Raw genomic sequence first — 14,719 nt, 5'->3', positions numbered from 1 at the left:
TCAGCGGGCGATCTCGGTGACCCGGGACTCGCGGACCACGGTCACCCGGATCTGACCCGGGTAGGTCAGCTCCTCCTCGATCTGCTTGGCCACGTCCCGCGCGAGGACCGCCGCGCCGATGTCGTCGACGTCCTCCGGCTTGACCATCACCCGGATCTCCCGGCCGGCCTGCATGGCGAAGACCTTCTCCACGCCGAGCTTGCCGGCCGCGATCTCTTCGATCCGCTCCAACCGCTTGACGTACGCCTCCAGGCTCTCCCGCCGGGCCCCCGGCCGACCGCCCGAGCAGGCGTCCGAGGCCTGGGTGAGCACCGCCTCGATGGTCTGCGGCGGCACCTCGTTGTGGTGCGCCTCGATGGCGTGCACCACGTCGTCGCTCTCGCCGTACTTGCGGGCCAGGTCCGCGCCGATGATGGCGTGGCTGCCCTCCACCTCGTGGGTGAGCGCCTTGCCGATGTCGTGCAGGAACGCGCAGCGCTTGATCGTCGGCACGTCCAGCCGCAGCTCGGCGGCCATGATCCCGGCGATGTGGGCGGTCTCCACCAGGTGCTTGAGCACGTTCTGCCCGTACGACGTCCGGTAGCGCAGCCGACCGAGCAGGGTGACCAGCTCCGGGTGGATCTCGGTGATGCCGACCTCGACCAGGGCATCCTCGGCGGCCCGGTGGCAGAGCTCCTCGACCTCGTGCCGGGCCAGGTCGTAGACCTCCTCGATCCGGTGCGGGTGGATCCGACCGTCGAGCACCAGCTTCTCCAGGGTGAGCCGGCCGACCTCCCGGCGTACCGGGTCGAAGCAGGAGAGCAGCACCGCCTCGGGGGTGTCGTCGATGATCAGGTTGACCCCGGTGACCGACTCGAAGGCCCGGATGTTGCGCCCCTCCCGGCCGATGATCCGCCCCTTCATCTCGTCACCGGGCAGGTGCAGGACGCTCACCACGCTCTCCGCGGTCTGCTCGCTGGCGACCCGCTGGATGGCGTCGACGACGATGTGCCGGGCCCGCTGCTCGGCGGTGCTGCGCGCGTCGGACTCGATGTCCCGCACCAGCAGGACGGCCTCCCGCTTGGCCTGGCTCTCGATCGACTCGACCAGCTCGACCCGGGCCGCCTCGGCGGTCAGCCCGGCCACCCGCTCCAGCTCCCGGCGGCGCTGCTCCTCGGCCTGCTTGAGCGCCTGCTCCCGTTCGACCAGGGCGGCCTCCCGAGCGGCCAGGGCGGCGCTGGCGGCGGTGAGCTGCCGCTCCCGCTCGGCGAGCCGCTCCACCTCCTCGGTGTGCAGCCGCTCCCGCTCGTCCATCCTGGCGGCCCGCCGCTCGACCTCGGCGGCCTGCTCGCGGGTGGTCGCGGCGAGGACCGCCACCTCCCGCTCGCCGCTGCGCCGGGCCGTGGCGCGGAGCTGCTCGGCGTCCGCCTCGGCCTGCTTGTGCGCCCGCTCCAGCACGGTGTCGGCCTCGGCCCGGGCGTCGTCGAGGACTCGCCGGGCCTCGGCGCGGGCCGCCTTCGCCTCCGCCTTGGCGGCAGCCGCCTCCGCGCGGGCCGCCGCGGCGGCCGACTTCGCCACGTCGATGGTGCTGTTCGCCTCGTCGGCGGCGCTGCGCAGGGCCGCCAGCGACTGCTCCTGCCGGTCCTTCTCGGCGATGAAGGCCGGGTCCTCGGGGGCGGGCGCGAAGCTGAACCGGCGCAGGATGCGGATGCCGGCCAGGACGGCACCGACCACCACGACGGCGAGAATCAGCACCACCGCGAGGATGACGACGTCGAACGCGCTCATGCGGCCACTCCGAGCGGGCGGCCGGATCGCCGGTGTCCGGTGGCCGGGAACCCGGGCCGGTCGGGATCACGGCCCGCCCAGACCAGGCGGCCACGACGGCGGCGGAAGGTGGTCCGGACCCCGGGCCCGGTGGGGCCACGGCCCGCCCAGAACCGGCAACCACGGCGGCGGAGGCAGGTCGGGCCGGGACTCCCGGACGGCCGGGCCGCAGCCGGCCCGCCGGCCGGCGACGCGCGGCCGGTGACGCGTGGAAGACCACCGGTGAACCTGTGCCGCCCCGCCATGGCCGCCTCCCCTGAACGTCACGCCGCAGGCGGTGTGCCAACAGGCACGCACCTGCGGCTCTGGACGCCCGACCGGAGCGACTGGCCGTGGGTAGCTTCCGTCGGCGGTGCCTTAGGTAGGCATCGCCGACGGCCGGTTGCAGTTGTCGGCCGGTTCCGGAACGCCGCTCCGGAACTACCGTCAAAGGCCGGTGAAGCTGGCCCAAAGTGATGCTGTTCTGTTACGCGTTCTATGTTGTGCGCTTAGCCTGCGCTGGTCGGGCAATGTGAGCCTGTATGGCGAGGCTAGGTCTCCGAGGGCCGTTCGGTCAAGAACTCATGATCAAATCACCCGGACGGAGCGAAGTCACAGGGCTACCCTGCGCCGAACAGATGCCGGACACCGCCGGACAAACACCCCGGCCGCCTGACCCACCCGGCCACCCGTCCGACCTGCTCAGACCCGCGCCTCGGCAGCTCAGGGCTCGGGGCGGCGCCTTCCGGGAAGGTGTGACCCGACGCAACGGGAGCCCCGATTTCCGGAAAAGACATGCGGACACCCACCGGTTCAGCGGGCACCCAGGCTGCGGGCGGCCGCCACGAGGACAGCATTGTCCGGCGCGGGCCGCCCGTCCGGCAACACCAGGGTGTCCTCCAGGCCGATCCGGGTGTCCAGGCCCCGGCGGACCGCCTCGGCGAGCACCGGCCAGGTGGCCGGGCCTTCCCCGTGCAGCAGCACGGGCGGGCCGCCGGCAGGCAGCGCGGCGAGGATCGCGGCCGCGACCGTCAACGCCGCGTCGGGCTCCTCCGCCAGGCACTCGACGAGGACCCGCCCGGTCGGCACCGACCACCGGCGCCAGGCGTCGACCGCCGCCACGGTCCAGAGCCCGGCCTCCACCATGACGCCCCGCTCGTGCAGGGCCGCGGCGACCGCCGTCGCGCCCGGCTCGTGCGCGTTGACCGAGGCGAAGTCGGGCAGCACCGTCCAAGCTCGAACGGCGGCGACCCGGGCGGCCGGGTCCGGCGCGATCCAGGCACCCGTACTCACTCCGACCGGCAGGCCGGGTCGGGCGGCCCGGATCGCGGTGACCGCCGCGGCGATCACGGCCGGGGCGAGGGACTCCACGCCGGCCGCGTCGCGCGGATGGACGTGCACCGCCGCGACGCCCGACCCGGCGCACCGGACGGCATCCGCCGCCAACTCGGCCGGGGTGACCGGGACGGCGGCATGCTCGTCCCGGCGCCGTCCCCCGTTGAGGCACCCCTTCAACACCCGCCCATCACCCCCACCCTGGCCGCAGGCCCACCTGGTCCCGCAAAGTTGATCGTGAAGTTGTCGCCCCGACACGCCGGCGAGCAGGACAACAGCCTCATGACCATCCCGCCCTGAGCACTAGTGAGGGGAGAGGGGTGGGTTCAGGTCGAGGTCGGGGTCGGTCAGGGCGTCGGGGTCGATGTGCTCGGCGAACTCGGCCGCCTCGGCGCTCTGCGCGGCCAGGGCCTCCTTCACCGCCCGGATCGCCACGCCCGGCGGATAACCCTTGCGGGCCAGCATGCCGACCAGGCGGCGGAACACCGCGTCGGGCTCGCCCCGGGCGGTCCGCAGCTTCCGCTCCACCAGGGCGCGGGCCGTCTCCGCCTCGGTCTCCTCGTCGAGCTCGCCGAGCGCCTCGCTGGCCACCTCGCCGTCGACGCCGCGCTGGCGCAGCTCGTTGGCGAGCGCCCGCCGGGCCAGCCCACGGCCGGCGTGCCGGCTGCTGACCCAGGCTCGGGCGAAGGCGGCGTCGTCAACGATGCCGACCTCGTCGTACCGGTCGAGGACCTGGGCGGCGATCTCCTCGGAGATGCCCCGCCGAGCGAGGGCACCGGCCAGCTCCGCCCGGGTACGCGGACGGACGGCGAGCTGCCGCAGGCAGATCTCCCGGGCCAGCTCGGCCTCGTCCCGGGGCGGCACGGCCTCGGAATCGTGCTCCTCGGCACGGCGGCCCCGGCGGGGGCGGGGCGGAGTGATGGCGTCACCCGTGCGGGGTGGGCTGGCATCCCAGCCCCGCCCCGTACGGGCGCGTCGTCCTGCCACGGGTCAGGTCAGAAGTCGACCGGCGGCAGCTCCGGGCCACCGGTGGCATCGCCCACGCCGACCCCGACGCCGAGCTTCTCCAAGATCTTCTTCTCGATCTCGGCGGCCACGTCCGGGTTCTCCCGGAGGAACTCGCGGGCCTTCTCCTTGCCCTGGCCGAGCTGGTCCCCGTCGTAGGTGTACCAGGCGCCGGACTTGCGGATGATCGCCTGCTCCACGCCGACGTCGATCAGCGAGCCCTCGCGGGAGATGCCCTTGCCGTACATGATGTCGAACTCGGCCTGCTTGAACGGGGCGGCGACCTTGTTCTTCACCACCTTGACCCGGGTGCGGTTACCGACCACCTCGGTGCCGTCCTTGAGGCTCTCGATACGGCGCACGTCGAGCCGGACCGAGGCGTAGAACTTCAGCGCCCGACCACCCGTCGTCGTCTCGGGCGACCCGAACATGACGCCGATCTTCTCGCGGAGCTGGTTGATGAAGATCGCCGTGGTGCCGGTGTTGTTGAGCACACCGGTGATCTTGCGGAGCGCCTGGCTCATCAGCCGGGCCTGGAGACCCACGTGGCTGTCGCCCATCTCACCCTCGATCTCGGCGCGCGGCACCAGGGCGGCGACCGAGTCGATCACGATGATGTCGAGCGCGCCGGAGCGGACCAGCATGTCGGCGATCTCCAGCGCCTGCTCACCGGTGTCCGGCTGGGAGACCAGCAGGGCGTCGGTGTCGACACCGAGGGCCTTCGCGTACTCCGGGTCGAGCGCGTGCTCGGCGTCGATGAACGCGGCGATGCCGCCCGCCCGCTGGGCGTTGGCCACCGCGTGCAGGGCGACCGTGGTCTTACCGCTGGACTCCGGGCCGTAGATCTCGATGACCCGGCCCCGGGGCAGGCCGCCCACGCCGAGCGCGACGTCGAGCGCGATCGAGCTGGTCGGGATCACGGCGGTCTGGATGACCGGCCGTTCCCCGAGCCGCATCACCGAGCCCTTGCCGAACTGCTTGTCGATCTGAGCGAGAGCAAGGTCGAGCGCCTTCTCCCGGTCCTGCCCTGCCGCCATCGTTGCCACCCCTGCCTTCGCCGGCGTCTTACCTGAGCTTCGCGTCACGCGGGACACGCTAGGCGCTGGGTCCGACAGAAAACCAGCCGACGGGCCGCGAGCTGTGGACGAGCACCCCGCTGTGGACAATAGCCGAACAGATGTACGACTCGGCAAGCGACACGCGGAACCGGGAAAAAGGCTGCTCAGCGTAGCCGCGCGGGCACCCGGTCGGGATACGCGGCGACCACCGCCCGCCACACCACGTGGGTCTCCTCGCCCGCCGCGAGGGCCTGCTCGATGGTCCGCCCGCCGAGCTGGGACAACACCTGATCGCTGGCGATGCTGGCCGCGTAGCCCGGACCGAACGCCTCCGCCAGCCGGGTCCAGAAATCGGTCAGCCGCACGTGATCAATCCTCCTCGTCGGGCGCCGTCGGCACCGGACGCAACGCTAGCGCCACCAGAGGCGCCACCGCGATCGCCGCCAGCAGGGTGAGCGTCGGATAACCGGCCACCCGCATGACAAACCCGCTGAGCGCCGCGGCGCCGGCGCCGGCCAGCCCCATGGTCAGGTCGGAGAGCCCCTGCACCGCCGGCCGGACGGCGGTGGGCACCGACTCCGACAGCAGCGTGGAACCGGCCACCATGGTCCCCGACCAGCCCAGCCCGAGCAGCACCAGACCCACCGAGAGCGCCGGCGTGTGGTGTCCGGCGGTGCCGGCGACCGCGCAGGCGGCCAGCAGCACCCCGATCCCACCGAGGATCACCGGACGCCGGCCGAGCCGGTCGGTGAGCCAGCCCACCACCGGCGCGAGCGCGTACATGCCGGCGATGTGCAGGCTCAACACGACACCGACCACCCGCAGCACGTCGGCGTCGTGGTGGAACTCACCGAGGCGTACCGGGGTCATCGACATCACCGCGACCATGACCAGGTGGCCGACCGCCACCGCGGCGATGCCGAGGCGGGCGGCGGGCCGCTCGCGTACCACCCGCCAGGCCGACCGCATCCCGGCGCCGCGCCGCGCGGGGGCCTCGGCCGGCGCGGCGACCGGCGCGGCCGCCGCCAGCCGGCGGGCGGTGAGCAGCGGGTCCGGCCGGAGCAGAATCAGCAGTACGACCGCAGCCAGCACGAACGCGGCGGCGCTGAAGGCGAACGGGCCGGCCAGCGGGGGCAGCCCCCAGCCGCTGGTGGTGTGATCGGCGAGCGTGGCGAAGTTCGGGGCGGCCACCGCACCGATGGTGGTGGCCCAGACGATCAGTGAGAGCTGGCGTCCCCGCCGGGCCGGCTCGGCCAGGTCCACCGCCGTGTAGCGGGCCTGGAGATTCGCCGCGCTGCCGCCGCCGAAGAGCAGCATGCCGAGGAAGAGCAACGGCACCTGCCGGGTGACCGCGGCGAGCACCACCAGCACACCCCCGGCCGCCCCGGCCAGGTACGCCACCACCAGGCCCGGCCGGCGGCCGTACCCGCTCATGATCCGGGTGACCGGGACGGCGAGCAACGCCCCGCCGACCACGGCGGCGCTCTGCGCCAGACCGGCCACGGCGGTGCCCGCGATCCGGGCGGCGAGCAGCGCGCCCACGGCGACGCCGATGGTGACGCCGATCCCGCCGATGGTCTGGGTGACGAAGAGCAGCCGCAGCGTCCGACGTTGGATCGGGGCGACATCGAGCCGGGTCGGTGCCGGGGCGGTCAGGTCGGTGGCCATTCGTGCATGCTCCTCGGTAAGGGGTGACCCATCCTCCCGCACCCGACCGGGCCGCCGGCACCGGGTTTCTGCTACAAGCCGAGGCCGCGGCCGATGATCTCCTTCATGATCTCGGTGGTGCCGCCGTAGATGGTCTGCACCCGGCCGTCCAGCCAGGCCCGCGCCACCGGGTACTCCAGCATGAAGCCGTAGCCGCCGTGCAGTTGGAGGCACCGGTCGGCGACCCGGTTCTGGAGTTCCGTGGTCCACCACTTGGCCTTGGCCGCGTCGGTCGCCGAGAGCCGGCCGGCGTTGAACTCGGCGACGCAGTGGTTGACGAAGGTCCGCGCGATGGTGACCTCGGTGTCCAGCTCGGCCAGGAGGAAGCGGTTGTGCTGGAACGACCCGATCGGCCGACCGAACGCCTCCCGGGAGCGGACGTGGTCGAGGGTGAGGGCCAGCAGACGCTCCGCCGCCGCCACCGCCGCGACGGCGATGCTCAGCCGCTCCCGGGGCAGGTTGGCCATCAGGTGGTAGAACCCGTGGTTTTCGGTGCCGATCAGGTTCTCCGCCGGCACCCGGCAGTCGTCGAAGAACAGCTCGGCGGTGTCGTTGGCCCTCAGGCCGACCTTGGCCAGCCGCCGGCCGCGACTGAATCCGGGGGTGCCGGTCTCCACCGCGATCAGACTCAGCCCGTGCGCGCCCCGGTCCGGCGCCGTCCTGGCGACCACCACCACGAGGTCGGCCAGTTCCCCGTTGGTGATGAACGTCTTCTGCCCGTTGAGGACGTACGAGTCGCCGTCACGGACCGCGCTGGTGCGGACCCCGGCCAGATCGGAACCGGCCGCCGGCTCGCTCATCGCGATGGCGGTGACCAGGTCGCCGGAGCAGAAGCCCGGCAGCCAGCGCTTGCGCTGGTCGCCGGTGGTCAGCTCGGTGAGGTACGGGGCCACCACGTCGTTGTGCAGGCCGAAGCCGAGACCGGAGCAGCCCGCCGCGACGATCTCCTCGTCGAGCACCGCGTTGAACCGGAAGTCACGCTGCCCGCCGCCGCCGTACGCCTCGTCGACGTCCATGCCCAGCAGCCCGGCGGCGCCGGCCCCGCGCCACACCGCCCGGTCGACGATCCCGTCGGCCTCCCAGCGCTCGTGGTGCGGCACCGCCTCCCGGGCCAGGAACGCACGGCACAGGTCCCGGAACTCCTCGTGCACCGGATCATAGAGATGCTGCTCCATGTCCACGAGTGTGCCCGCCGAACCCACAGTCAGGAAGCCCGCCTACCCGCCACCGCGCCGCCTCCCGTGAGAAGGGAACCCTTCTCTACCGTGGGCGTTAAGAAGGGGCCCTTCCTTTCACCGCAGGGCGCGGGCGGCGATCTTGAGGTCGGCGACGAGGCCGTCGTACGCCACGTCCTGGTTGTCGGCGCGCAGCACCGCCGACGGGTGGATGGTGGCCAGCAGTTGGGCGTCGGGGGCGTCGGCCACCTTGCCGGTGTTGTCCACCGGCACCCGGGTGAAGTCCTCGGGGCGCTGGGCGGCCGCCGGCCAGGGCATCAGCTCCCCGCGCTGCCTCGTCACCCGGAACGTCGGACCGAGCAGGGCCTTGGCGGCGGTGGCGCCGAGCACCACCACGACCTCCGGGCGGAGCCGGGCGAACTCGGCGACCAGCCACGGCCGGCAGGCGGTGATGTGCACCCGGTCCGGGGTCTGGTGGATGCGCCGCTTCCCGCGCAGCTCGAACCGGAAGTGCTTGACCGCGTTGGTGAGGTAGATGTGACCGGGCTCGATGCCGGCGTCGTCGACCGCGCGGCGCAGCACCCGGCCGGCCGGGCCGACGAAGGGCAGCCCCTTCTGGTCCTCCATGTCACCGGGCTGCTCGCCGACGAAGACCACCCGGGCGCTCTCGTCGCCCCGGCCGAAGACGGTCTGCGAGGCGTCCCGGTAGAGCTCGCAGCCCTGGCAGCCGGCTGCGGCGGTGCGCAGCTGGTCGATGGTGTCCGCCTGCGGCGGGATGAACTCCTGGGCTCCGGGGGCGCTCTCGGTCTCGGCCATGCCGACTTTATATACCGGTTTCGGCCGCGCCGCCCGCTCCGGGGTGCGGTCCCGCGTCAGTAGCCGCCGCCACCGTGCCGCATGGCCAGCACGATGCCGATGATCACCAAGATGATCACCGCCACGACGATCCAGAGCCCGGTCCTCGATCTGCGCGAAGCCACGGTCGGCCACCTCCCGGCCCGGGGTACCCGTCCGGGGCCGGGCCATGCCGCCGCCCGGTTCAGGCGGTGTAGCCGGCCGGCGCCACGGGACGGACGGCCCGCGCCACCGCATCGGCGAACGGCGCCAGATCGGCCTCGTCGAGGGAGCTGACGGTGACGCGTACGCCGGGGGCCGCGGCGATCCGGTTCAGCGCGCCGGGAGCGACCGACCAGCCGGCGTCGCGCAGCGCGGTGACCACCACCGTCTCGTCCGGCACGGGCACCCAGACGTTGATCCCGGTCCGCCCCCGGGCGGTCAGCCCACGGGCGGCCAGCGCGTCGACCAGCCCGGACCGCCGTCGCTCGTAGCTCTCCGCCGCCCGGCCCACCAGGTCCGCGGTGGCCGGGTCGCGCCAGAGCGCCAGGACCAGGCGTTGCAGCACGGTGGAGACCCAGCCGGCGCCGACCCGGACCCGGCCGGCCACGCGGGCCACGGTGGCCTCGTCGCCGGCGAGCACGGCGAGTCGCAGATCGGGGCCGTAGGGCTTGCTCACCGACCGGACGAAGGCCCAGCTCGGGGTCGCCCCGGCCAGCGGGTGCAGGGGTACGCGGGCCAGCTCGGCGGCGTGGTCGTCCTCGATCAGCAGCAGGTCGGGCCGGCCGGCGAGCAGCGTACGCAGTTCCTCGGCCCGGCCGGCGGAGACGGCGGCGCCGGTCGGGTTCTGGGCGCGGCTGGTGACGACCAGCGCGCGGGCCCCGGCGGCGAGTGCGGCCCGGACACCCGGCTCGGTGGGGCCGTCGTCGTCGATCGGCACCCCGATGGCGCGCAGCCCGAGCGCGGCGACCAGGTCGAGCAGGTTGGTCCAGCCGGGGTCCTCCACCGCGACCGCGTCACCGGGGCGCAGGTGGGCGGCGAGCAGGCGCTCGATGCCGTCCAGCGCGCCCCCGGTCACGGTGATCTCCCCGGCCGGCACCCCGTCGGCGGCGAGCCGCTCCCGCGCCGCGGTGGCCAGCTCGGGCAGGACGCCGCCGGCCGCGTACCCGCTGGACGGGTCGACCTCGGCGGCGAGCGCGGCCAGGTGCGGGCCGAGCGGCGGCAGCAGCCGGCCGTCGGGCTGCCCCGAGGAGAGGTTGCGGTCGCCCGGCAGCGGAGGCGGCATCAGCATGGCACGGCGGGTGGCCACCGGCGGGCGGGGCCGGACCCGGGTGCCGTGCCGGCCGGCGGTGACGACCAGGCCCCGCTGCCGCAGCTCCTGGTACGCCTTGGCGACGGTGGCCGGGCTGACGGCCAGCTCGGTGGCGAGGGCGCGGACGGCCGGCAGGGCGTCGCCGGGGGCGAGGGCGCCGGTGCGGATGCCGGTTTCCACGCTGGCCGAAATGGCGGCCGAGGACGAGCCGGCGATCTGATAATGTGCTGCCACAGTTCGGAGATTGTACTAGAACAAAAGGTGACTGCCGCATGTACCCCCGGACCGAACGCACCACCGCCACCCGGATGCGCAACCGGATGCACTACGACGAGGCCGCCGCGCACGCCGTCCTGGACGAGGCGTACCACTGCGCGCTGTCGTTCGTCTCCGACGGTGAGCCGCGCGTGCTGCCCACCCTGCACGTCCGCGTCGGCGACACCCTCTACCTGCACGGCTCCACCGGCAGCCGGCCGCTGCTCGCCGCCCGGGGCGGGGACGGGCTACCGGTCTGCGTCGCGGTGACCCACCTCGACGGCCTGGTCCTCGCCCGCACCCAGTTCAACCACAGCGCCAACTACCGGTCCGTGGTCGTCCACGGCACCGCCCGCCTGGTCACCGACGAGCGGGAGAAGGCCGAGGTGCTCACCGCGCTGGTGGAGAAGGTGGCCGCCGGGCGCAGCACCGACAGCCGCCCGCCGAACCGCCGGGAGTTGGCCGAGACGGCGGTGCTGGCACTGCCGCTGCGCGAGGTGTCGGTCCGGATCCGCGCCAAGGGGGTGGGCGACGAGCCCGGCGACCTCGACCTGCCGCACTGGGCCGGGGTGGTGCCGCTGCGGCTCACCGCCGGGGCGCCGGAGCCGGACGCCGGGGTGACCGTGCCGGTGCCGGCGTACCTGCGGCCGGCCCGCTCGCCGTGGTTGGAGCCGGTGGTGCTGCGGGGCGAGCACGTGGTGCTGGAACCGCTCGACGAGTCCCACGTCGAGGAGCTGTACGCCGCCCTCGACGACGAGGAGGTATGGCGGTACGTCGGCACTCCCCGACCCGCCACGGTGGCCGACACGGCCCGCTACGTGCGAGCTGCCCTGGACGCGAACCTGCGCGGCGCCCGGACACCCTGGGTGCAGCGCTGCGCGGCCACCGGGGTGGTGGTCGGCACCACCTCGTACTACCAGCCCGATCCCGACCTCCGGACGTTGGAGATCGGCTTCACCCAGCTCGGCCGGCCGTGGTGGCGTACCGGAATCAACACCGAGGCGAAGCTGCTGCTGCTCACCAGGGCCTTCGAGGAGCTGGACGCGATCCGGGTGACCTGGCAGACCAGCACGCTCAACGAGCGCTCGCAGCGGGCCATCGAGCGGCTCGGCGCGACCCGGGAGGGGACGCTGCGGTCCAACCGGCGACGGCCCGACGGCTCCTGGCGGGACTCCGCGCTCTACTCGATGCTCGCCACCGAGTGGCCCAATGCACAGGTTCGGCTGCGGGAAAGGCTTCGCCCGACGGCACCCCTGGCGTCATGATGTCCGGCGTGCTGGGCATCACCGACATCTGGACATACGTGCTGGGGACCGTGGCGATCGTGCTGCTGCCCGGGCCGAACTCACTCTTCGTGCTCTCCACGGCCGCCAAGCGCGGCGTACGGACGGGCTACCGGGCCGCCGGCGGCGTGTTCGTCGGCGACTCGGTGCTGATGTTCCTCTCCGCCGCCGGGGTGGCGTCGGTGCTCAAGGCGTACCCGCCGCTCTTCCTGGTGATCAAGTACGCCGGTGCCGCGTACCTCGGCTACGTGGGGTTGACCATGCTGCGCGGGGCCTGGCGGCGCTGGCGCGACCGCAACGACCCGGCGACGCCACGGCTGATCGACGCGGCGGAGCCGGCGGCGCCGGGCAGCCCGTTCCGGCGGGCGCTGGTGATCAGCCTGCTCAACCCGAAGGCGATCCTCTTCTTCATCTCGTTCTTCATCCAGTTCGTCGACCCCGGGTACGCCTGGCCGGCGCTGTCGTTCGTGGTGCTCGGACTGATCGCCCAGGTGACCAGCGCGCTCTACCTCACCGCGCTGATCTTCACGGGCACCTTCCTGGCTGCCCAGTTCCACCGCCGGCGCCGCCTGGCCGCCGGCGCCACGACCAGCATCGGAATGCTCTTCCTCGGCTTCAGCCTCAAGCTCGCCACCGCCTCGGTGTAAGCAGGGGCCCCCTGTTAACGCCTGCGGTAGAGCAAGGGGCCCCTGTTAACACGAGGCAGGCGGCATGCGCGGCGGCCAGCGTGACGGTTGACGCAGCGGCGGGCGGCACTCAGGTGCCGTCGCCGGCACCGCCGCCGCCGATGCCCGGGCCGCCGGCTGTGCCGCCCAGGCCGTAGCCGGGGGCGACCGGCTCGTCCGGGCGGCGGCTGACGTGTGCCGACTCCCGGATCGCGGCGGACCAGTCGGCGTGCGCGGCGGCCGCCGCGTGCCGGTTGATCGCGTGCCGCAGCCAGCCGTCCACGGTGGCGACCCAGTCCCGCTGCCCGACCCCGGTGTGCCAGACCCGGAACCGGCTGATGCTCTGGTGGGTGACCCCGGCCAGCGCGAGCCGGCGGTCCAGCCAGAGCAGCACCTCCAGTCCCGCCGCGTTGGTCACGAAGATCACTTCCAGCTCGGTGATCGGACCGGCGTACAGCGGCGCCACCCAGTAGCCGAGCCGCTCGTGGAACGGTAGTTCCTGCTCCACCCCGGGCAGCCGGCCCTGCTGCAGGCCCGCCTGGCGCATGACGAAGCCGAGGGTGTCCAGCGCGGCGAGCACGTGTTGCTGGACGGGGAGCGGGTGCACGAAGACCGGCACCATCGCGCCCTGGTCCAGATCGGGATCCACCGACACCTCGGTACGCAGCCCGGTGCGCAGGCTCATCAGCGGCACCCCGCCGAAGATGGTCACCGGGGTCTCCCAGGGCAGCGGGAAGGCGAAGTCGACCGCGCGCCGCCGCCCGGCCGGCACCACGAACCGGCCGGCGACCGGCACCTGGTGGTACTGCACCAGCCGGCGGGGCGAGTCGGGTTCCTCCGGCTCGACCTGGGCGACCAGCCCGAGCCGAACGTGCCGGACCGGCACGTCCTCACCCGCCGCGGTGAGGGTCACCCGGCCGGGCAGCCGCAGGCCCGGCCGGGTGCTGGGATTGGGCAGGGTGGTGCTCACCGAGAGCCCGGTCCAGACGGACTCCGACGACACCCCGGTCAGCGGCACCCCGCGTCCTCCCGTCCCGGTTGCCGACCCGCGCGCCACGCTTTCCCGGCCAGCGCCCGGACACGCCTCCGGGCGTCCGTTGCCGACACCGGTCGCGCGGTGGCGGCAACGGTCGCGCGACCGGTGCCGCCACCAGGGACGGAAGGGACGGGACGTCAGCGCATCCGGCGGCCCCGGGGCACCGGATCGGTCTCGTCGTCGAACTCGCCGATGACCTCCTCCAGCAGGTCCTCCAGGGCCACGAAGCCGATCGGCCGCGTGGGGCCGCCGCCGTTGCGGACCAGCGCCAACTGGGCCTGCCGACCGCGCATCGCCGCCACCGCCTCGGTGACCGAGGCCCCGGCGGGCAGGACGAACGCCGGGGTCATCAGCTCGCCCGCGGTCGCCGCACGGCCGTTGGTGACCGCGCGGACCGCCTCCCGTACGTGGACCAGGCCGCAGACCTCGCCACCGGCGTCGACGACGGCCAGCCGGGAACGGCCGCTGTCGCGGGACACGTGCTCGATCCGCTCGGCGTCGTCGTCCCGCCGGACCGTGACGATCCGGTCGAACGGCTCCATCACCTGCGCCACCGTGGTGCCCTGCAACTCCAGCATGCTGGTCAGCATCTGGTGCTGCTCGGCGCCGAGCAGCCCGTGCTCGCGGGACTGCTCCAGCAGGATGCGCAGCTCGTCCGGGCCGTGCACCTGGGCGAGCTGGTCCTGCTGGCGTACGCCGACCAGCCGCAGGACCGCGTTGGCCAACGCGTTCAGCGCGGACAGCACCGGACGGGCGACCCGGGCGAAGGCCCGGAACGGCAGCGCCAGCAGCATCGCCGAGCGCTCCGCGTCGGTGATCGCCCACGACTTCGGGGCCATCTCGCCGACCACCAGGTGCAGGAAGGTCACCAGGGCCAGGGCGATCAGCAGCCCCACCGCGTGGCTCGCCGCCGCGGGCAGCCCGACGGCGTGCAGCAAGGGGCGGAGCAGGCGCTCGATCGCCGGCTCGGCCAGGGCGCCCAGCCCCAGCGTGCACAGGGTGATGCCGAGCTGCGCCCCGGCCAGCATCAGGGACAGCTCACGGACGCCGTCCAGCGCCGCGCGGGCCGCCCGGCCGCCGCCGACCGCCAGCTGTTCCAGGCGGTACCGCTTGGCCGCCACCAGGGCGAACTCGGCCGCCACGAAGAAGCCGTTGAGCGCCAGCAGCACGACCGAGAAGAACAACGCGAAACCGGGCGTCATGCCGCCACCTCGCTCCGGTCGGCGCCGGCATGGGCACCGCACCGATGATTCGTTCGCGGACGCTCAC

Annotated in this window: 13 protein-coding genes; 2 read left to right on the top strand and 11 right to left on the bottom strand. The window is 73.6% G+C overall.

The window, feature by feature from the left end; all coding sequences use genetic code 11:
• The 9 genes from rny to GA0070604_RS07280 all read right to left on the bottom strand — a co-directional run bounded on the left by rny (position 1) and on the right by GA0070604_RS07280 (position 10,445).
• Complete coding sequence (rny, locus tag GA0070604_RS07320) at positions 1 to 1,767, bottom strand: ribonuclease Y (protein WP_091116259.1); 1,767 nt, start codon at positions 1,765 to 1,767, stop codon at positions 1 to 3.
• Positions 1,768 to 2,598: 831 nt separating this feature from the next.
• Positions 2,599 to 3,303 carry a 3-keto-5-aminohexanoate cleavage protein gene (locus tag GA0070604_RS07315; RefSeq protein WP_091116255.1) on the bottom strand — a complete coding sequence of 235 codons (705 nt, stop codon included), beginning with the start codon at positions 3,301 to 3,303 and terminating at the stop codon, positions 2,599 to 2,601.
• Positions 3,304 to 3,423: 120 nt separating this feature from the next.
• Positions 3,424 to 4,107, bottom strand: a complete 684-nt coding sequence (locus tag GA0070604_RS07310; protein WP_091116247.1) for a regulatory protein RecX — start codon at positions 4,105 to 4,107, stop codon at positions 3,424 to 3,426.
• 8 nt (positions 4,108 to 4,115) lie between these two features.
• A complete protein-coding gene (gene recA / locus GA0070604_RS07305; protein ID WP_091116244.1) occupies positions 4,116 to 5,162 on the bottom strand; it encodes a recombinase RecA in 1,047 nt (348 codons plus the stop codon).
• A 185-nt stretch (positions 5,163 to 5,347) separates the two neighbouring features.
• Positions 5,348 to 5,548, bottom strand: coding sequence for a DUF3046 domain-containing protein (locus GA0070604_RS07300; RefSeq protein WP_091116241.1), 201 nt, complete (start codon positions 5,546 to 5,548; stop codon positions 5,348 to 5,350).
• A 4-nt stretch (positions 5,549 to 5,552) separates the two neighbouring features.
• Complete coding sequence (locus GA0070604_RS07295) at positions 5,553 to 6,851, bottom strand: MFS transporter (protein ID WP_091116236.1); 1,299 nt, start codon at positions 6,849 to 6,851, stop codon at positions 5,553 to 5,555.
• A 71-nt stretch (positions 6,852 to 6,922) separates the two neighbouring features.
• Positions 6,923 to 8,065 (bottom strand): acyl-CoA dehydrogenase family protein, encoded by a 1,143-nt coding sequence (locus GA0070604_RS07290; RefSeq protein WP_091116232.1) that lies wholly within the window; start codon positions 8,063 to 8,065, stop codon positions 6,923 to 6,925.
• A gap of 117 nt (positions 8,066 to 8,182) precedes the next feature.
• Positions 8,183 to 8,881 carry a UdgX family uracil-DNA binding protein gene (locus GA0070604_RS07285; RefSeq protein ID WP_091116228.1) on the bottom strand — a complete coding sequence of 233 codons (699 nt, stop codon included), beginning with the start codon at positions 8,879 to 8,881 and terminating at the stop codon, positions 8,183 to 8,185.
• Between the two features lie 223 nt (positions 8,882 to 9,104).
• Positions 9,105 to 10,445 (bottom strand): aminotransferase class I/II-fold pyridoxal phosphate-dependent enzyme, encoded by a 1,341-nt coding sequence (locus GA0070604_RS07280; protein WP_091116225.1) that lies wholly within the window; start codon positions 10,443 to 10,445, stop codon positions 9,105 to 9,107.
• Positions 10,446 to 10,483: 38 nt separating this feature from the next.
• Between GA0070604_RS07280 and GA0070604_RS07275 the strand changes: the two genes are divergently transcribed.
• Complete coding sequence (locus tag GA0070604_RS07275; RefSeq protein WP_091116222.1) at positions 10,484 to 11,731, top strand: bifunctional pyridoxamine 5'-phosphate oxidase family protein/GNAT family N-acetyltransferase; 1,248 nt, start codon at positions 10,484 to 10,486, stop codon at positions 11,729 to 11,731.
• A complete protein-coding gene (leuE, locus tag GA0070604_RS07270) occupies positions 11,728 to 12,396 on the top strand; it encodes a leucine efflux protein LeuE (protein WP_091116218.1) in 669 nt (222 codons plus the stop codon). Before GA0070604_RS07275 ends, leuE begins: the two co-directional genes overlap by 4 nt.
• Positions 12,397 to 12,505: 109 nt before the next feature.
• Here the strand turns inward: leuE and GA0070604_RS07265 are convergent, their stop codons facing one another.
• Both GA0070604_RS07265 and GA0070604_RS07260 read right to left on the bottom strand, forming a co-directional pair.
• Complete coding sequence (locus GA0070604_RS07265) at positions 12,506 to 13,432, bottom strand: sporulation protein (protein WP_091116214.1); 927 nt, start codon at positions 13,430 to 13,432, stop codon at positions 12,506 to 12,508.
• A 155-nt stretch (positions 13,433 to 13,587) separates the two neighbouring features.
• On the bottom strand, positions 13,588 to 14,652 hold the full coding sequence (locus tag GA0070604_RS07260) for a hemolysin family protein (protein WP_091116210.1): 1,065 nt from the start codon (positions 14,650 to 14,652) through the stop codon (positions 13,588 to 13,590).
• Between the last annotated feature and the right edge of the window lie 67 nt (positions 14,653 to 14,719).

Source organism: Micromonospora eburnea (assembly GCF_900090225.1).
GTDB classification, from domain to species: Bacteria; Actinomycetota; Actinomycetes; order Mycobacteriales; family Micromonosporaceae; genus Micromonospora; species Micromonospora eburnea.
The sequence above is the reverse complement of the archived record's forward strand: the minus strand, read 5'-3'. Positions and strand labels throughout refer to the sequence as shown.